Raw genomic sequence first — 19,366 nt, 5'->3', positions numbered from 1 at the left:
GAAAAGGAGGTAACGTTATGAAGAAGTTAGAAATTGTTATTAAAAGTGAAAAATTAGAGGAATTGAAAAAAATATTAACTGAATGTAATGCTAATGGTGTTATGATTTCAAATATTATGGGATATGGTAATCAAAAGGGCTACAAAACTATTTACAGAGGTACTGAATATAATGTAAATTTATTACCTAAGGTAAAAGTTGAAACAGTTGTAACTCCTGAAGTTGCAGAAATGATAATAGATAAGGTTTTAAAAGAAATTAGTACAGGTAATTATGGAGACGGAAAGATTTTCATATATGATGCTGATGATATTGTGAGAATTCGTACAGGTGAACGTGGAAAAGACGCTTTATAAAATAACGAGTTAGTATAATATTGATAAGAATAATAAGAAAACCACCAATTTTAATGAAAATTTGATTTAATATAATCAAATTTTCTAATAATGGTGGTTTATTTTTTTATGAATTATAGATACTCAGGAAATATAGATAATGAAAATTACTCTAAACAAATATGAATGTTAATTATATGATGGATAAATTAACATTAATTATAGATTTTGAAAAATGCATTGACAAATTTATAATGAGATAATATAATATAGAATATAAACAACGGTGTTTGTGAAATGTACTTGGAAAAGGCATATTTCACAAGCACCGTTTTTTATGTAACAAAATTACGATGTTGTAATGTGTTAAGTAAAATGGCTTTGCAAAGCTAACTTTCAAAAGTAATGGGGCGCAATTACTTTTAAATTAATATTTGTTTTGAAAAATTATTAAGAAAATTAAGTAACTAAATAGATTTAAAAATTTAGAATTACATTCATTATTTTAAAGGGGGACTTTTTATGGAAATTAATTTAGGCGACAGTGCTTTCGTAATGATTTGTTCAGCACTTGTATTTGTAATGACACCAGGACTTGCATTCTTTTATGCTGGAATGGTTAGAAGAAAAAATGTTTTAAATACATTGATGTCATCATTCTTTATTTGTGGATTAGCATCAGTAATGTGGGTTTTAGTAGGGTATTCTTTATCTTTTGGAAATGACTTTCATGGAATAATTGGAGGACTTAATTTCTTTGGCATGGTAGGCGTAGGTGCTGAACCTAATGCAGCATATGCAAGCAATATACCTCAATTACTTTTTGCAGCATTTCAAATGATGTTTGCAATAATCACACCAGCACTTATAACTGGTTCGTTAGTAGGAAGAATGAAATTCTCAGCATTATTCATATTTGTAGCAGCATGGTCACTTTTAGTATATTATCCACTTGCTCATATGGTATGGGGAGATGGTGGATTAATAAGAGCTTTAGGAGCTGTTGATTTTGCAGGTGGTAATGTAGTTCATATAAGTTCAGGTATTTCAGGACTTGTAGCATGTATAATGTTAGGCAAAAGACGTGGGCATGGTATGATGTCATATAGACCTCATAATATTCCATTTGTGGTTCTTGGAGCAGCATTACTTTGGTTTGGATGGTTTGGATTTAATGCAGGTAGTGCACTTGGAGCTGGTCCACTTGCAGTTCAAGCTTTTATGACAACAAATACTTCAGCGGCAGCAGCTATGCTTTCATGGATGTTAATTGAAAAAGTGAAACATGGCAAACCATCATTACTTGGAGCAGCAACAGGAGCAGTAGTAGGATTAGTTGCAATTACACCAGGTGCAGGTTTTGTCTCAATTTGGGCATCAATTATAATAGGTATAGTAGTATCTCCAATTTGTTTCTTCTTTATGGAAAAAGTAAAAGCTAAATTTGGATATGATGATGCACTTGATGCTTTTGGATGTCATGGAGTTGGAGGAATCTGGGGTGGTATTGCAACTGGATTATTTGGACAAACAGCAATTAACTCTGCAGCACAATGGAATGGACTTTTCTTTGGAGATGTTAAACTTTTAATTGCTCAAATAATGGGTATTGCAATAACAATAGTATTTGCAGGTGTGATGACATTCTTAATTATAAAAGTTATGAAGTTATTTATGGATATTAGAGTTGAAGCTTCAGAAGAAGCTGATGGACTTGATTTAGCTGAACATGGTGAAACAGCTTATCCTGCATTTAACGGTTTAGATTAATATATAGTAATAGATTTATACTAAGATTTTTGGTACAATTACAGTATAACAAACTAGATTAAAGTAAAAGGTTATAATTAAAGCAACATATATGTGTGTACCATATGCTTATTGCAGATGTATGATTAGGGAGGAATATATTATGAAAAGAATAGAAGCAATTATAAGACCTTCAAAGCTTGAGGATATTAAGGAAGCATTGAAAAATAGTAATATAAATGGAGTAACTATCAGTCAAGTAATGGGATGCGGACAACAACGCGGCTGGAAGGAATACCATAGGGGTACTGAAATAACAACTAATGTATTACCTAAAATAGAAGTAAAGATAGTTGTTGAAGATGACCAAGTAGAAGAAGTTATTGAATTAATAACATCAATTGCTAGAACTGGAGAAGTTGGGGATGGAAAGATATTTATTGTTGATATTGCAGAGTGTATAAGAATTAGAACTGGTGAAAGAGGAACTTCTGCATTATAAGATAAATATATAATATAAGAAGATATGGTGTAAAAAAGAGTATTGTATCTGAGATTATTAAGATAATTTATTAGTAGAATATATGAGACAGTAGATAAATTTGTATAACACAAATTTATCTACTGTTTTCTATTTTAAAATTTAAATTTATCTTAAGAATATAAATTTTTGTTTAATAATTGGAGTATTTGATATACTAATATTAATGATATATTTAAATGTGGAGTGTTAAGGCATATTCAAAGAAATAACAAGTCAGAATGCTAGTCTAATTTCCTTCATACATCATCAGCATGTTCACCTAATAGCCCACTATGAGGCAAATATACTTCTTCGTCTGAAGAAAAATATACATCGCATCATGGACTTGTTATTTTCTTTCATATGCCTAATATAAATTTATATTGCTAATGGCAAGGAAATTGAAAGGGAGTATGTTATGAGTGATAAGGAAATCTTTTTAGACATAGAAAAACATTTACTTAGTGATGAGAAACCATCTGTTTACCTGGATGAATTATTAAAAGAAGGTACGCTTGATAAGTATCCATTCTCAATGATTAAGGATTTGCAGGAGGTTGAGCAAAATCCTAAATTCCATCCAGAAGGAAATGTATTTATTCATACAATAATGGTTGTTGACGAAGGGGCAAAAAACAGAGAAAAGAGTAATAATAAAAGAACCTTTATGTGGTCACTTTTATTACACGATATAGGTAAGAAACCAACTACTAAGATTAGAAAAGGACGATTAACTTCATATGATCATGACATTGTAGGTGCAGATATGACTAGGTCATTCTTAACTTATTTTAATGAAGAAGAAAGTTTCATAGCTGAAGTAACAGCACTTGTAAGATGGCATATGCAAAGTTTATTTGTAACTAAGAATTTGAAGTTTCAAAATATAAGCAATATGTTAGAAGATGTGAATATCAATGAAATAGTTTTAGTTTCACTTTCTGATAGATTAGGTAGAGGAGGTTTAGATGATAATGAAATTAAGAATACCGAAATTGAAGTAGGTAGATTTAAAGAAAAGATAAGCAATTTTTATAAGAATAAGCAACCTGAAGCAAAAAAAAGCTAGTATGATAACTTTATATAATAGGGAAAAGAGACTATCTAAAATCATTTCAAAAGATAGTCTCTTTCTTTATACTAGTCTAACACTATAAGTTTTTATTCATACCATATTCATATTATATTTATATAAGAATAATTTTTTATTGTATGTCACAATTAAAAATTATGCCATCCATCCTAATCCGTAGAATAGAATACCAAGAATGAATATTCCAAAGATAATCCAAACTGCATTAACTTTCATCTTAAGCAACTTCATACATGCGAATGTAGCTAATAATGGAAGTAATCCTGGTAATAATGAATTTAAAATTGTTTGAATAGTTGTTATTTCAACAGTTCCATCTGCCTTAGCGATAGTTGAAACAACTATTGGGATATTTATTGTAGTCCATCTATTAACAAGAGCACCCATTACAAATAATCCAAGGATAGAAGCACCTTCTGTTAACTTTTGAAGTTTACCACCAGCCATGTCTGCAACGATAGTAGTTCCTTTGCTATAACCATAACTAACTCCATAGTATCTGATTGCAAGACGAACTGCATTGAATATTACAAAGAATAATATTGGTCCAAGTATGCTACCTGTTAATGCTATTGAAGCACCTAAAGCAGCAGCAACTGGTCTTAATGTACCCCAGAATATTGGATCACCAACACCTGCAAGAGGTCCCATTAAACCTATCTTAAGACCATTAATAGCACCATCATCAATATCAGCACCATTAGCTTTTTGTTCTTCCATGGCTGCTGTAACTCCGAGTATTGGAGCAGTAACAAATGGTTGTGTATTAAAGAACTCAAGATGTCTCTTAATAGCTTGCTTTCTTTCTTCACCAGTATATAATCTCTTAATTACTGGAACCATTGCAAAACAATATCCTAAAGCTTGCATTCTTTCGTAATTCCATGAACCTTGGTGAAGGTTTGAACGAATGAACATGCTTGTAATGTCACTTTTGGTAAGTTTTTTTTCTAATTCTTTACTCATAATATTTTACCTCCTATTCCAGTTTATAGTTCATCGTCTTCATCACTAGATGAAGTAGATGTAGTATTAACAGCACTTGCATTGAATTTAGGGCTTAATTGAATGTAGATTATAGCAGCTACAGTTCCAATTACACCTAAAGCAACTAAGTTTAAGTTAGCAATTGCAGCGACAACGAATCCTAAGAAGAAGAAAGGCATTAGATGCTTTGCTTCCATCATATTGATAACCATTGCGTATCCAACTACAACTACAACACCACCACCAACTCTAAGTCCGCCAGTTACAACGTCAGGTATAGATGCTAACATGTTTTGAACAATATCAGTACCAACAAACATAGCAACGATTACAGCTGGAATTGATACACGTAACGCTTGAACGCATAGAGCGCCAATATGACAAATATCAATTATTTTAAGATTTCCAGTTTCAACAGCTCTATCTGCTTGATGTTGGAAGAATACAGTAATAGTTCTAGCAAGTATAGTTAATACTTGACCAGCTGCAGCAATAGGAATTGCAATAGCGATACCAGCACTTACATCTTGCTTGCCAGCAATTACTAGAATAGTAGAAACGACACTAGCTAAAGCAGCATCAGGAGCCATTGCAGCACCGATGTTCATCCAGCCAAGAGCCATCATTTCAAGTGTACCACCAATTATAATTCCGGTTCTTAAATCTCCTAAAACAAGTCCGATTAATGTACATGCGATTAATGGTCTGTGCGTTTGAAATTCATCAAGAACACTACCCATACCAGCAACACATGCGATTATGAAAATAAGAATAATTTGTAATGTGTTAATTTCCATAATAATACCTCCCTATTAAAAATTATTTATATTTAAGCTAATAAATATACAAAGTTAAATGTAAATGTTTAATATATGTTTTAGAGTAAAAATGTAGTTAAACTACATTTTTACAGGAACTACATTTTATCTATTAAATTCATAATGTAAATTTTTGAATCAGAAGCAACTTTTCTCATTTCTAATTCTATATTTTTATCATTTAAAGCTCTAAATGCTTTAACATCTTCATCATTTACTGAAACAACACCATTTATTTGAGTCTTACCTTCTTTAAAAGACATTCCGCCAATATTAACAGTTTTAATATCAATTCCAGCTTCAACTAATCTAAGAACATCTGCAGGATTAGTGAAAAGAAGTAATGCAATATCATTTTCATATTTAGGGTTATTAATAACTCTAATTGCTTTGTCTATACCAACTACAGAAGATTGAACACCTGGAGGTGCCACTTGAGTTAACAAAGTTCTTCTTATTTCATCGTTTGCTACATCATCGTTACATACGATGATTCTTTGACATTTTGTTTCCTTTGACCATACTGTAACCACTTGTCCATGTATTAATCTGTCATCGATTCTTGCTAATGCGATTTTCATTATAATTCATCCTCCTCGATATTTGTGTTTATTTCTTTAACAAATTGTTTTATAGATTCTTTACCAGCACTTTGTGCAATTGCTAATAATTCAGAAAGACTTGAAAAATCTCTGCTACCAAAGACTTCTAATAACATTGGAAGGTTAACCCCTGTTACAATTTCCATGCTGTCATTTTTCAATGCAAGTATACTAGCTGCGTTGAATGGGCTTCCTCCGAAAAGGTCTACCATAAATAAAATTCCATCAGTGCAATCTAATTCATTTATAAGCGTATTATATTTATCTACTAAATTTTCTGTACCTTCGCCTAGTTTAAATGTTACAACACCCACGTTTGTTTGAGAACCAAAAATCATTTCTGATGATTTGACAAGCTCTTCTGAAAAGCTTCCATGAGTACTTATAATTAATGCGATCACTCTTTATCACCCTTTCATTATTACAATTAATATTTTGTGTTTAGGTCTATGCTAATATATATAGCAATTAGTGTGCCAAGATAGTGTATCAAAAAGAGTAAATACTCTTAAAGATACAGCTTTAGTATAATTACAGAAATATAACTATAATAAAATCAATACACTATAAATAGGTATTGATACACTCCCGTATAGAAAACGATATACTTTTATTAATAAAGTTATAATTTGATACTAATGTTGAGTTTAGTAAAAGTCTAATATTCATTAAGCATATCAACCATATAATATAGTTCATCGTTGGTTAATGAGATAGATAGTGAGTTCTTGAATATTAAGCTAGCTTTATTTAAGGCAGATAAACGGTCTTTATTTAGTGTATCAGGAGATTCTTTATACTCTAAACCATCATTTAAAATCATCCGTTCTAAGGCACAAGCAACATGTAGCATAATCCTTAGTTTGTCAGAGTTTTCATAATTTATACATAGAGATTTCTCAATAGAGATAACAAAGTCTTCTAATAATGAACCTATTTTTTCAGGGTTAAGAAATGTCAAAAGTTCTCTAAGGCTCTGTTTACAAAGGTTTTTTAGAACTATTTGATTTTCTTTTTTATCATTAGGAGCAATAATAGTATTTCCCTCTATTAAATTTTTTAATACTTTTTCTCCAGATCCATCAATTAAATTTTCTAATGATATGAACGGAATTCCCATATTAGGATTTTTGATACCAATAAGAGCTATAATTTTATTATTTTTAGATATATGATTTATAGATTTAATTAAATTATCTAATCCAGTAGGAAGTATATTGATAGTATCTGTATTTATGTGATCAGCAGTGATATTATCTACAATATCTTGAACTAATTCTTTGAGTTTAAGAGCTGCCCCTTTGCCAGTAGAACAAATTGTAATAATAACACCATCAGTAGCAGAAGTTTCATCAGAAATAAGCTTGTTAGTATATCCTCTAAAATCAGTAAGCAAATATGAATAAACAGAATTTAAATCTGTATCACAAAGAGAACATTTTCTAACAGCTTCTAATACTAATGGGGTAGATACCATATCAACGCTTTTAGTGATGATTCCAGTTTTCTCCGTAATAAGGTCGCCAAAGGTATTTAAAGAACCCATATCCACTAAAAGAAGCACTCCTTTACCTTCATGAACTGCTTTAACCTTTTCGATTACAGTATCTAATATATTAGAAGGGGTCATATCAAGAGGCATATCTACAGCTGAAATGTTATCAGCATCAAAAAGTTTTTTAGCTACAGCAACCATACTTGTAGCTGTACTTGAACCGTGAGCTGCAACTACAATACCTACTCTTTCTTGATGTGATGATTCTTGAATTGAAGTTAAAAGCAATGCAAGATACTCAATTTCAACAGGTGGAACTGTTAAGTTATAACGTTGTTCTATTAATGCATGAATTTCTTTAGCGACTGAATATTCTTTACTATTAATAGTTGATGCTAACTCAAGAGGCGATGAGAAAGAAACTGTCTTTTTCTTAATGCGATTAAACAATGCGCTAAAATGAAGACTTGTAGCATAAATAAATCTTTCATTTAATTTTATATTTAATCTAGCTTCAGCTAAAATTTTTATCTCTTCAGCAAAATCAATCATATCTTTATCAACAATTTTTAATAACCCTTCTCGACGATGAGTATCATTTTTAAACTTAGCATAAAATTGTTTTAAATGAATGTTAATATCAGTAGTTATAAAGTCTTTAATGTCCTGATCACCCATGCCTTCTTCTTGAAGAGCAGAAGTTTTATCTTCTATAATGTTATAAATGTTAAATGGAGGTTCATATGCATCGGTTTCTAAAAAAGTCTTATTGCCATCAGGTTGAATAGTAATTGTATTAGGAATTATGTTCCATGCTGCTGCATTATCCTTCACTTTATTACTTAAAAGAAGAATTCCATTTTTTATATTAGGTGGTAACAAATTTAAATTTATATCAATACATTCATTCGTATTAATGCAATTTAAAAAACCTTTTGCACAAGCTAATTGAATATTAGATTTTAATTGGCCTACATTACCAAAGGAAGTGCTGCCAATTAAAGCCTTAATAGCTTCTGCTGAAATTTTTATTGTTTTATTAACTCTTTGAGCTTCTTTTGAGATTAAATAGTGTATTAATTGAATTTGATCATCAATAGGTCTTTCATCGAAATCAGGGATAGATATGGTTATAGGAATTCTTCGTACAAAAGTTTTAAGTAAAGTAGAATTAGGATCTTCTGTGGTTGCACCTATTAATAGTACACTAGCCTTGCGGGTTCTATCAGTTTCCCCAAGTTTATTGTACGTTCCTGTATCCATAAAGTAGAATACCATTTCCTGTCCTTCTGGTGGAAGTCTATGTATTTCATCTAGAAATAGAATACCACCATTAGCCTTTGAAACAATACCATCTTTTTCTTTTTCAGCACCTGTAAAAGCACCTTTAATATGTCCGAAAATATAAGACAAAAGAAGTTGTGGATTGTTAGCATAGTCAGCACAATTGAAAACAACAAAAGGTGCATCCTCAGGCAATTTCTTTATATATTTGGAATATTCATACATAATGTTAGCAAATAAACTTTTACCAACACCTGTACTACCAACTATCAATGTATGCAATCCATTTGGTGGATATAATAAGGCTGCTTTGGCTTGCTCAATTTGATTTTTTAAACTAGAGCCTGCACCAATCAAATCGTCAAATGGTGAGTGGTCTTCAATGATTTCCTTTGTTGCACCAGTTAAAGAACTGATATCTGATAGTTCTTCTAAATCTTTAGGTAATTTGATAGAAAATATGTCTTCAAGGCAATTTCTATCAAAATATAAAACAGGCCTGTTTTTAATTTTAATTATTTTCTTTTCTCTGCACAGAGTATTAAGCTCTTTTGAAACATTATTTCTTAGGATATCTAATGCATCTCCAATTTCTTGTGAACTAAATCCGTTCTGCTGCAAAAACTTATCTTTATCAAAACTTTTGGATGATTGTAAAATGTAGTCATAAATTTTATCGATACGCTTCAATAGTGATCACTCCTTTCAAAGTACTATTGTAAGTCTTTAAACAAGAATATTCAATAGTGTATTGATACTGCTAATTGATACAAAAGAGCAAATATGTGATTAGTGTATTAAATACACTAAATCAAGCAAGGCTTACATATATACATTAATCCTAGGTAAATAAAAAAATATTTAAACAAATTAGCAATTAATAAATATTATATAGTGATAATAAATATATTAGGAGGATAATATGTTTAAGATTTTTTCTTTTGGATTTGGAAATATTACTAGTTTAAGTAATAGAGAAAGAATAAATACAATTATGAATTCTTTTTTAGACAACATTTATATAAATGAAGTTACAGAGAATTATAGATATACTGATACAAATGATAAGAAAATAGAGGAATCCAATGAGATGGATTTTATTGAACTTAAGCAATACGAAGATATGTACTTGTTAGTTATAGATTTAAAGGGTATTGATCTTCGAGAAGTGAGTATAAGATATGAGCTCGGAATAATAGAAATAAATTTGAATAGAGCAGAAGTAGAAAAAAGCAGTTTTTGGGATGTTTCTGGAAATGTATTTGTTAAGAAATCATATAATAAGAAGTTTGAAAATATTGAAGAAATAGATACGAGTCAAATACTCAAAAGCATTGATAATGGTATTTTTAGTATGAGAATGCAAAAAAAATATGCAGTGAAAAGTGTATCAAGTATAGTAGATGTGGATTCTTACGAAGAAAATGTAGATAATTAATAGCATATGTGGATAAGTACAAAAAAGAGTGTGGATGATATTTAATGTGAAAAGGTAATTTAGAATTTTTATATTTATATATTGCAAATAAATTTTACAGTTAGCCACTGATTAGCAGATAAATTATATTTTAATTGTAAAATTATTATTGCAACATATACCTATAAGAAAATTAAAAAATAAAAAAGGGAGGATAAGCTCTAGGTATATACCTAAAAATAAATCTTCCCTTAGTAAGAGTATTAAGTTAATAAAATGTTATTATCTCTTACGCTTATTGGCAACTTCAACGTTAACTCGCTTAGAATTAATCTTTCCACCTGGACATTTATCTAATATTTGATTAGATACAGTTTCATTTACTGTTACAAATGAGAAGTTTTCCATAAGATCTATTTGACCAATTACTGAAGTATTAACACGTGTCATATCTTTTATGTAATTAATTAATATTTTTGGAGTTAAACCATCTCTTTTGCCGACAGAGAAGAATAAACGAACATCGTCTTTTTTAGGTGCATCTAAATTATTTGAACTATAATCAAAAACACTTTCATTTTCAAACTTAATTTTCATTAAAGCTGCAATAATTGATATTGGATCATTAGCTTCAGCTAATTCTATTGCACTTGGAATAAATTTAGTAAGTTCTCCAGCGTTAATAGCTTCTTCAACTTTTGCGACCATATCTTTAAACTTTTTATTATGGATTGCTTCAGCAGTTGGAACTGGTCTTTGTGTTATTGAACTTTTAGTAACATTTTGAATTTGTTTAAGCATTGATAAATCTTTTGGAGTTACTAATGAATAAGCAATACCGCTTTTATCAGCTCTACCAGTTCTACCAATTCTATGAACATAAGATTCAACGTCTTGAGGTAAATCATAATTAAATACATGAGTTACGCCTTCAACATCGATACCTCTAGCTGCAACATCTGTCGCGATTAATAAACTTAAAGTACCTTTTTTGAACTTATTTAAAGTTGATTGTCTATGAGTTTGAGTCATATCTCCATGCATTCCTTCAACCATATAGCTTTTTGATTGTAATTCTTGCACAAGTTCGTCAACACCTATTTTAGTTCTGCAAAATATTATAGCTGACTTTGGATCATCTAGATCTAATAATCTACAAAGAGCTTCTAATCTATGCTTATTATTAATCATAAAATAGCTTTGTTCAATCTTAGATACAGTCATTGAGCTTTTTTTAACACTAATAATTTTAGCATCTGGCTTCATATATTTCTTAGCAAGCTTAGCTATTGGAGCAGGCATTGTTGCAGAAAATAATAAAGTTTGTCTTTCAGCTGGAGTATGGCTAAGGATTTCTTCTATATCATCAATAAATCCCATGTTAAGCATTTCGTCAGCTTCATCTAATACTAAAAACTCTACACTTTCTAAATGAAGGCATTTTCTTTTTATAAGATCCAACATTCTTCCAGGTGTTCCAACAACAATATCCACAGTGCCTTTTCTAAGAGCTCTCATTTGTCTGTCTATTGAATCTCCACCATAAACAGCTAATGTTTCAAGTTCTTCATATTTAGCAAGTCTTTGGATTTCATCATTAACTTGAACTGCAAGTTCTCTTGTTGGTGCTAGAATAAGAGCTTTTATTCCTGATGCATCGCTCATTCTAGTGATAATTGGTAAAGTATATGCAGCAGTTTTTCCAGTACCAGTTTGTGCTTGACCTATTAAGTCTAAACCCTCAAGTGCTGCTGGAATACTTTGTTCTTGTATTTGAGATGGTTTCGTAAAACCAAGGTCTGATATTGCTTTTACAATACTCTCCTTAAGACCTAATGTAGCAAATTGATTATCATTCATTAAATATCCTCGTTTCTTTATTTTAAAATTGGGTAGTTAATACTTTAATAATTAATACTAAAATATTATTCATAAGTCAAATGAACCTATTATAACATAAAAAACAGATGGATGTCAAAATTAATTTTCAATTAAGTATATTTAATTTTGTGCAATTATATTATAACTAGTAAAAATTATATTTTACTATATGTTTAACATTTAGCTTGAAAGTTATGCATAAATAATTTTTATATACATGATAGTTTATTTTATTACCATAAAAATGAGTGATTTGAAATTTTTTTAAGTGGCAGAATTATATATATTAATAATTTTTATAACTACCACTTATAATAGAATGAACGGTTTCTGGTAAGTTTTCTAATTCTTCTTTGCTTAGTTTTGTGACATCTATTGGAGGATGTATTACTAATTCTACGTTTGCACCTTTGATCATGTTATTGTTTGATTCCAATAACTTATAGGTTCCATTTATAGTAATTGGGACTATTGGACATTTAGATTTGGTAGCAAGTTTAAAGCTACCACCTTTAAATTCATCAACAGGTTGCCCTTTACTCCTAGTTCCTTCGGGAAAAATTACCATTGAATAACCAGATTTTAATAAGTTAATACCTTCAACTATGGATTGTGCAGATTTTCTTAAATTATCTCTATCCATAAAAATGCAATTCATATATTTCATCCAAGTGGAAATAAAAGGCCAGTTTTCAAGCTCTTTCTTTCCAATAAACCCCTTTGGCATATCAATGGCGCTTAATAATAATGGTATATCAAAATTACTTTGATGATTTGATACAAATAGTACAGTTTGATCTTTAGGAAGATTATCTACACCTATAACATTAATTTTGGCACCAGATGCATTCATAACAAATCTAGCCCATTTATACGCTACTTTCTGAATATAGTGATCTGTTTTTTTTATGTCACCTTTATTATTTAAAAGTTTTACATTAATTCCCAAAAAAGAAGTAACAATAAAACTTACTAGAAGACAGGTATAAAAAAATATAGTTCTTATTATCACCTATAACACATCCTTAATAAATTAAATTTTATACTAATCAGTATATTATAAAAGTCAATCTTTTAAAAGCTTTAATAAATTGCGAACATATTAAATTTAGATAAAATTAATATAAAATTAAGTAAATATATAGGGAAAAATAATATTAATAAATGTATAATATATATTATAATGATTAATTCTATGAAATAGTATAGCAAAAATAATTTACATAGGCAGGGGAATTTTAATGAATTTAAATAATATAGTGGATATAAAGGACATTAATGAAGAAAATATAATAGGATTAACATCAAAGGAAGTTAAACAAAGAATTAAAGAGGGAAAAGTTAATAATATTCCTAAAACACCATCAAGAACTATACCTCAAATAATAAGAGCAAATTTATTTACAATGTTTAATGCTATAAATTTTGTACTTGCAGCAGTAATCATTTTAGCGGGATCACCTAAGAATGCAATATTTGTGGGTGTTATTATAGTTAATACGCTAATTGGTGTAGTTCAAGAAGTTAAAGCAAAGTATACACTAGAAAAATTATCTGTTATAAGCATGGCTCACGCAAAAGTTCTTAGAGATGGAGAAATACAGAAAATTCCTATAGAAGAGATTGTTTTAGATGATGTACTTTACCTAGAAACAGGGTTACAGATATTAGCAGATGGAGAAGTTTTATATAGCAATGGATTAGAAATAGATGAATCTATGTTAACTGGAGAAGCAGATGCCATTCTTAAGCGCACTGAAGAAAAATTATTATCTGGTAGTTTTGTTGTAGCTGGAGATGGTTATGCCTTGGTTAAAAAGGTTGGAAAAGAAACTTATTCTTCAACGCTTGCAGAAGAGGCAAGGCAATTTAAAATAATAAACTCGGATTTACAAGAAGCAATAAATAAAATTTTTAAAGTAATACTATTCATTGTACCGCCGTTATCAGTTCTACTTATAATAACTCAGCTGCGAATTCCTGGGAATACATGGCAAGATGCTGCTATAGGAGCCGTATCGGGAATTGTTGGAATGATACCAGAAGGACTAGTTTTGCTAACAAGTGCTACATTTATAGTTTCAATTATAAGATTGTCTAAATATGATACTTTAGTTCAAGAATTAAGTGCTACAGAAGTTTTAGCAAGAGTAGATGTACTTTGTTTAGATAAAACAGGGACTTTGACACAAGGAGATTTGAAATTATCAGAAGTTAAAAATATTGGTGATAGAGATTCAGAAGAAATAGATACAATATTAGCAGCATTAGTTAATAATGTTCCAAATAATAATCCAACACAAAAAGCTATTTTAGCTAGATATGAAGAATATGACAAGAGTATAAAGTGTATTGACAAAATTGCATTTTCCTCTAAAAGGAAGTGGAGTGGAGTTACTTTTGAAGATCTTGGGACATGGATTCTTGGTGCACCAGAAATAATATTAAATAAGGAATATCATTTCATAGAGCATTTGGTTAAAGAAGAAGCTCAAAAGGGAAAAAGAGTTTTATTATTAGCAAATCTTCATAATAAATTAAATGAAGATTTAGAAGGAAAGATAGAAAGTGTTGCATTAATATTGATTGAAGATATTATAAGAGACGCAGCTCCATATGTATTGAAATATTTTAATCAACAAGGTGTAGATGTCAAAATAATATCAGGAGATAGTCCTGTTACAGTTTCAGAAGTTGCAAGACGTGCTGGGGTGAAGAATTGGGAGAATTACGTTGATGCAAGAGATCTGCCAGAAGATGATGAAAAATTAAAGGAATTAATAAATAGGACTTCTGTTTTTGGAAGAGTTTCGCCACATCAAAAGAAGAAGATTGTTTTAAAGCTTCAAGAAATGGGTCATACCGTTGCAATGACAGGTGATGGAGTAAATGATGTACTTGCATTAAAATCATCAGATTGTGGAATCGCTATGGCAAATGGATCCGATGCAACTAAGGCTGTAGCACAATTAGTATTAATGAAATCAGATTTTGCTGCACTTCCTAAGGTTGTTGAAGAGGGAAGAAAACAAATTAACAATTTAGAAAGAGTTTCAGAATTATTTTTATCAAAAACTGTATACTCGGTAATATTATCATTTATTTGCTCAGTAATGTTTATAGAATATCCTATATTACCAATACAGCTATCTTTAATAGGAAGTTGCGCTATAGGAATTCCATCATTCTTCTTAGCATTATTACCTAGTGCTGGTGGTGTTAAAAAAGGATTTTTACCTAGAATACTTACAGTTAGTATTCCAAATGGAATATTACTTGCCTTATTTACACTGGGTACATTTTTGATAGCATTTCAAACGGGGTTACCAATGATGTACAGTAGAACTTTATCAGTATTAATGTTTGCAGGAATTAGTATGGTAATACTATTTAGAGTTGCAAGACCGTTAAGTAAATTTAAAACAGTAATGTGCTTAAGTATGTTTGGAATTATAGTCCTTGCATTTTTAACTCCAATTGGACGATATATATTTAGCTTATCTGAAATACATTTAAAGCATTGGATAATATTATTAACTGTAATAGTACTATCAAGCCCTTTAATAACTAGGATTGTAGATATATTTAGAGTCAGAGTTAATAAGAAATTCAAAGTTAAAACAATATAAAAAACAGAATTAAAAAAGGTTATCTTAAAGATGTGATTAAGATAACCTTTTATAAATACCCAAAATATTCATTATAAATTTGACAATAGTAAATAATTATAATAGAATTTATGAGTAAGAATTAAATGTTTAGTTTGATTCTTTAATATATGCTCTCATAGTTAAATGGATAGAACAGTCCCCTCCTAAGGGACAGATGTGGGTCCGATTCCCACTGGGAGTACCAATGAATAACAAAGAATGGCTTAACTGTAATGGTTAAGCCTTTTCTTATGTGAAAAGTTGTACTACAAATTGTACTAAATTTTTAATTCAGCTTTTTTAGTACTATGTTGTACTAGGCACATATCTAAAAATACTATCAAGTAAATCTGCAGTATTGTTTTTCATATCTTCCATAACATGAGTATAAGTATCTAATGTAGTAGATATATTTTTATGGCCAAGTCTTTCAGATATGACCTTTATATTTTCACCATTGAATATTAATAATGTGGCATGAGTATGCCTAAGAGCATGAAATGTTATTTGTTTGAGCCGCATATAATCTTCAGGAATTTTTTTATTTTCTCCTTTTAGATCATCAATAGATTTTCTATATTTGTGTATGGATTTCGTAAAATTCATAGATAGGTTTCTAGGATTATACATTGTACCTTGAAGATTTAATACTATGAAGTCAGTATCAAGTGAATCACCTTTAATAGACTTTAAATAATCAGTTAACATTTTAGGTAAACTTATCTTTCTATAACTTGTATCAGTCTTTAATATCTCTGAAAATACTAACACTTTTAACTCTCTATCATAAATAACTTGATTATTAACAGTTAAGTTATTTGTATCAAAATCAATATCACACCATCTTAGACCACATAATTCACCAACTCTTAAGCCAGTAAATATTTCTATTAAAATAGGTGTATAGAGATATGATCCATAAATCCTATCTAAATAAAAATCAATTTCTTCTTTAGTCCAAAACTCGACTTTAGGTTTATTCATAGGCTGTTTTTCTATATCGGTAGGCAGGTTATATATTAATTTACTCTTTTGAGCATATTTCAAAACACCATTGACCGTTTCCATTATTTTTTTTACACTGGAAGGCTTAAGGCCTTCGCCTATAAGGCTATTATAAAAATCTTGGATGATTGCATTAGTGATTTTATTAAGCCTGTATTCACCTAATTTAGGCACTATATGAGTATCAATTCTTGATCTATAATTGGTCCTGGTATTAATACTTATATGTTTAGATTTATATTCATTAAACCACTTATTTATATAGTCCTTAAATAAGGCATTACTTTCAGTTGGAGCAATAAAACCTTTATTTTTTTTACTTAATATATCAGTAACCCATACTTCTGCTTCTTTTTTAGTCTTAAAGCCTTGTTTTCTTTCAACATTCTTTTTGCCACTTGTATATCCAAGACTTACTGTTGCTCTCCAATTGGGTTTTGACTGAATTGAGGATATATTTTTATATGTTGCCATCTATTCACCTTCTTTACTGCATAAATTTAAGAAATATAACATTAATTATTCTTCAATTTATACATTTCAAATTTAATTGTATTTAGGACGCTTTTAACAATAATATCAAATGATTCTCGAGACAAATTGTCTGCATTGTATTGCAAGCATTTAATAATTTTTATAATACTATACCTTATACCATCTGAATCTTCTGGAGAAGAATTTATGTTATCAAGGTCAATAAGTTCCGAGCATGATAAAAATTTAATTTCTTCTTCAATTGTAATATCATTTTCTTTTTTAGGAGAAATAATATCAAGTACTTTATCCATTTTTTCAGGAAGATTATTTAAATTATCCATTATACTTTTTAAATCATATTCTTTAATTTGTTCATTCGTGTTTTTCTCATTTTTTAATGCAAATGTAAGTATATCTAAGGTTTCTTTGAGTAATTTAATGTTTGATTCCAATTCATTCATTTTAGATTTTATTGTGTATTGTCTATTATCTATAAAATTAATTTCTTCCTTGAATTCATTTATATTAACTAAATCATTAGTTGAAACGCCAAGAGTATCAGCAATTTTATTTAAAGTTTCAATTTTAGGATTTCGTCTATTATTTTCATAATATTTTATAGCGGATTCAGAAAGCGAACAGTTTTCAGCTAATTGCTTTTGCGTTAAACCCAGTTTATTTCTGTATAATTTTATATTTTCTCCTATTGACATAAGAACACCTCCTATTAGAATAATAACATTAAAGTACACATTTGTAACTAAAAAGAATAGAAAAGTTTACAAAATACGTTGACAGGTACACAAAAGTAAACTATTATTATGACATAAGGGTTACAAAAGTAACTGAATGGAGGTGTAAAATGGAATTAGACTTGCATAAAATAAAAATTGCTCAAGCTAAAGCTTGTTTATCAGTTAATGAATTAGTAGAAAAAACAGGACTTGGAAGAGCTACAGTCTCTAAAATACTTAATGGGGTTAATAATCCATCAATAAAAACTGTTGGATTATTAGCGAAGGCACTAAATATTGATGTATCAGAAATAATTAAGGTTGAAAAGTAATTTCTAATAAATATAAAAACATATCTATAAAGTTCTAAATGACAACGCAAGTATTGACATAATTAAAGGTGCACACCTTGAAAAAAAATTATATGAGGAGGTAGAGTATGAGTAAAGCATTAGTGTATAAGGTAACAGAAGTAGCTGAAATAATAAATAAACCACCAGCGACGGTAAGAAATGAAATAAGAAAAGGAAAGATTAAAGCAACCAAAAGTGGAACTGAATATTTAATTGAAAAATCAGAGGTTGATAGGTATTTAGGGATTGCTACAAATGATGAAAGTCTAAAGAAGGATTTAGAAATAGCAGAATTAAAGGGGAAAATTAAATCATTAGAAACAAAAGTACAAGCTTTTAAGAGTGTAGCAAGTTCGTTAAACAATATTATTGGAATATAGAGGTGAGAAGATGAATAAAATAAGAAGCTTTAGAGGTATTACAGCAGAAAAACTAATTCAAACTTTGAAACAGATACCAGGAGATACAAAAATATGTATAGAGTTATTAGGTGATAATTTCCCAATAAAACAGATTGAAGAATGTACTTATAATGATTGGAATAATGGTAAGAAAGGAGAAGAACATAAGGGGATATTAGTAAGATAGGAGGTTGATTTTGTGGGAAATGAAATACTGCAGCAATTAATAGAACATATAGACGTAGGACAAGCACATTATTTTAATAGTATGGATGGTGTTTATATTAAAGCGCCTATAGAAAGAGTTGCTAATGATGGTTCTTATGCTATGATTTGGTTTAAAAATGGCATGTTAGATATATTTGATAAAGATACAATTACTAAAGTTAGAAGGCCAACTAACAGGCTTAATAAGTGTGAATGGTGTTATAGAATCATATCAAGTAATAGAAAGACAAAAGGATGGATTTTAAAAGATTTGGAGGAAGGTGAGTAATAAATGAGCCTAAGGTTAATGGATAGATATATATCTTTGTGTAGGGAATTTGACAAAAAACCTTCA

Annotated in this window: 19 protein-coding genes and 1 tRNA gene; 11 read left to right on the top strand and 9 right to left on the bottom strand. The window is 29.6% G+C overall.

The window, feature by feature from the left end:
• Positions 1-17: 17 nt before the first annotated feature.
• The 4 genes from psyc5s11_RS27030 to psyc5s11_RS27015 all read left to right on the top strand — a co-directional run bounded on the left by psyc5s11_RS27030 (position 18) and on the right by psyc5s11_RS27015 (position 3,676).
• On the top strand, positions 18-356 hold the full coding sequence (locus psyc5s11_RS27030; protein ID WP_224035524.1) for a P-II family nitrogen regulator: 339 nt from the start codon (positions 18-20) through the stop codon (positions 354-356).
• A gap of 501 nt (positions 357-857) precedes the next feature.
• Positions 858-2,105, top strand: a complete 1,248-nt coding sequence (locus psyc5s11_RS27025) for an ammonium transporter (RefSeq protein ID WP_224035523.1) — start codon at positions 858-860, stop codon at positions 2,103-2,105.
• Positions 2,106-2,247: 142 nt separating this feature from the next.
• Positions 2,248-2,586 (top strand): P-II family nitrogen regulator, encoded by a 339-nt coding sequence (locus psyc5s11_RS27020; RefSeq protein WP_224035522.1) that lies wholly within the window; start codon positions 2,248-2,250, stop codon positions 2,584-2,586.
• A 439-nt stretch (positions 2,587-3,025) separates the two neighbouring features.
• Positions 3,026-3,676, top strand: coding sequence for an HDIG domain-containing metalloprotein (locus psyc5s11_RS27015; protein WP_224035521.1), 651 nt, complete (start codon positions 3,026-3,028; stop codon positions 3,674-3,676).
• Positions 3,677-3,835: 159 nt separating this feature from the next.
• Here the strand turns inward: psyc5s11_RS27015 and manZ are convergent, their stop codons facing one another.
• The 5 genes from manZ to psyc5s11_RS26990 all read right to left on the bottom strand — a co-directional run bounded on the left by manZ (position 3,836) and on the right by psyc5s11_RS26990 (position 9,576).
• Positions 3,836-4,666, bottom strand: coding sequence for a PTS mannose transporter subunit IID (manZ, locus tag psyc5s11_RS27010; protein WP_224035520.1), 831 nt, complete (start codon positions 4,664-4,666; stop codon positions 3,836-3,838).
• A gap of 23 nt (positions 4,667-4,689) precedes the next feature.
• Positions 4,690-5,484 (bottom strand): PTS mannose/fructose/sorbose transporter subunit IIC, encoded by a 795-nt coding sequence (locus tag psyc5s11_RS27005; protein ID WP_224035519.1) that lies wholly within the window; start codon positions 5,482-5,484, stop codon positions 4,690-4,692.
• Positions 5,485-5,603: 119 nt separating this feature from the next.
• Complete coding sequence (locus psyc5s11_RS27000) at positions 5,604-6,086, bottom strand: mannose/fructose/sorbose PTS transporter subunit IIB (RefSeq protein ID WP_311196395.1); 483 nt, start codon at positions 6,084-6,086, stop codon at positions 5,604-5,606.
• Positions 6,086-6,508 (bottom strand): PTS sugar transporter subunit IIA, encoded by a 423-nt coding sequence (locus psyc5s11_RS26995; protein WP_224035518.1) that lies wholly within the window; start codon positions 6,506-6,508, stop codon positions 6,086-6,088. Before psyc5s11_RS26995 ends, psyc5s11_RS27000 begins: the two co-directional genes overlap by 1 nt.
• Positions 6,509-6,765: 257 nt before the next feature.
• Positions 6,766-9,576: a sigma 54-interacting transcriptional regulator gene (locus psyc5s11_RS26990; RefSeq protein ID WP_224035517.1), complete on the bottom strand. Its 2,811-nt coding sequence runs from the start codon at positions 9,574-9,576 to the stop codon at positions 6,766-6,768.
• A 232-nt stretch (positions 9,577-9,808) separates the two neighbouring features.
• On the opposite strand from psyc5s11_RS26990, the gene psyc5s11_RS26985 reads away from it, so the two are divergent.
• Positions 9,809-10,324, top strand: a complete 516-nt coding sequence (locus psyc5s11_RS26985) for an Hsp20/alpha crystallin family protein (protein ID WP_224035516.1) — start codon at positions 9,809-9,811, stop codon at positions 10,322-10,324.
• 261 nt (positions 10,325-10,585) lie between these two features.
• On the opposite strand, the gene psyc5s11_RS26980 is transcribed toward psyc5s11_RS26985, so the two are convergent.
• Positions 10,586-12,163: a DEAD/DEAH box helicase gene (locus psyc5s11_RS26980; protein WP_224035515.1), complete on the bottom strand. Its 1,578-nt coding sequence runs from the start codon at positions 12,161-12,163 to the stop codon at positions 10,586-10,588.
• 307 nt (positions 12,164-12,470) lie between these two features.
• On the bottom strand, positions 12,471-13,193 hold the full coding sequence (locus tag psyc5s11_RS26975; RefSeq protein ID WP_224038273.1) for a lysophospholipid acyltransferase family protein: 723 nt from the start codon (positions 13,191-13,193) through the stop codon (positions 12,471-12,473).
• A 232-nt stretch (positions 13,194-13,425) separates the two neighbouring features.
• On the opposite strand from psyc5s11_RS26975, the gene psyc5s11_RS26970 reads away from it, so the two are divergent.
• A complete protein-coding gene (locus psyc5s11_RS26970) occupies positions 13,426-15,813 on the top strand; it encodes a cation-translocating P-type ATPase (protein WP_224035514.1) in 2,388 nt (795 codons plus the stop codon).
• A gap of 151 nt (positions 15,814-15,964) precedes the next feature.
• Positions 15,965-16,039, top strand: a tRNA-Arg gene (locus psyc5s11_RS26965).
• 101 nt (positions 16,040-16,140) lie between these two features.
• Here psyc5s11_RS26965 and psyc5s11_RS26960 read toward each other — a convergent pair.
• Together psyc5s11_RS26960 and psyc5s11_RS26955 are read right to left on the bottom strand one after the other, a co-directional pair.
• A complete protein-coding gene (locus tag psyc5s11_RS26960) occupies positions 16,141-17,313 on the bottom strand; it encodes a site-specific integrase (protein ID WP_224035513.1) in 1,173 nt (390 codons plus the stop codon).
• Between the two features lie 41 nt (positions 17,314-17,354).
• Positions 17,355-18,029: a helix-turn-helix domain-containing protein gene (locus psyc5s11_RS26955; protein WP_224035512.1), complete on the bottom strand. Its 675-nt coding sequence runs from the start codon at positions 18,027-18,029 to the stop codon at positions 17,355-17,357.
• Between the two features lie 149 nt (positions 18,030-18,178).
• Between psyc5s11_RS26955 and psyc5s11_RS26950 the strand changes: the two genes are divergently transcribed.
• The 4 genes from psyc5s11_RS26950 (at position 18,179) to psyc5s11_RS26935 (ending at position 19,300) form a co-directional block, all read left to right on the top strand.
• Positions 18,179-18,382: a helix-turn-helix domain-containing protein gene (locus psyc5s11_RS26950; RefSeq protein ID WP_224035511.1), complete on the top strand. Its 204-nt coding sequence runs from the start codon at positions 18,179-18,181 to the stop codon at positions 18,380-18,382.
• Positions 18,383-18,489: 107 nt separating this feature from the next.
• On the top strand, positions 18,490-18,783 hold the full coding sequence (locus psyc5s11_RS26945) for a helix-turn-helix domain-containing protein (RefSeq protein ID WP_224035510.1): 294 nt from the start codon (positions 18,490-18,492) through the stop codon (positions 18,781-18,783).
• 10 nt (positions 18,784-18,793) lie between these two features.
• Positions 18,794-18,991 (top strand): hypothetical protein, encoded by a 198-nt coding sequence (locus tag psyc5s11_RS26940; protein ID WP_224035509.1) that lies wholly within the window; start codon positions 18,794-18,796, stop codon positions 18,989-18,991.
• A gap of 12 nt (positions 18,992-19,003) precedes the next feature.
• Positions 19,004-19,300: a hypothetical protein gene (locus psyc5s11_RS26935; RefSeq protein WP_224035508.1), complete on the top strand. Its 297-nt coding sequence runs from the start codon at positions 19,004-19,006 to the stop codon at positions 19,298-19,300.
• The last annotated feature ends 66 nt before the right edge of the window (positions 19,301-19,366 follow it).

The sequence above is a fragment of the Clostridium gelidum genome (assembly GCF_019977655.1).
Lineage (GTDB): Bacteria > Bacillota > Clostridia > Clostridiales > Clostridiaceae > Clostridium > Clostridium gelidum.
This window is presented reverse-complemented; position numbering and strand designations above follow the sequence as displayed.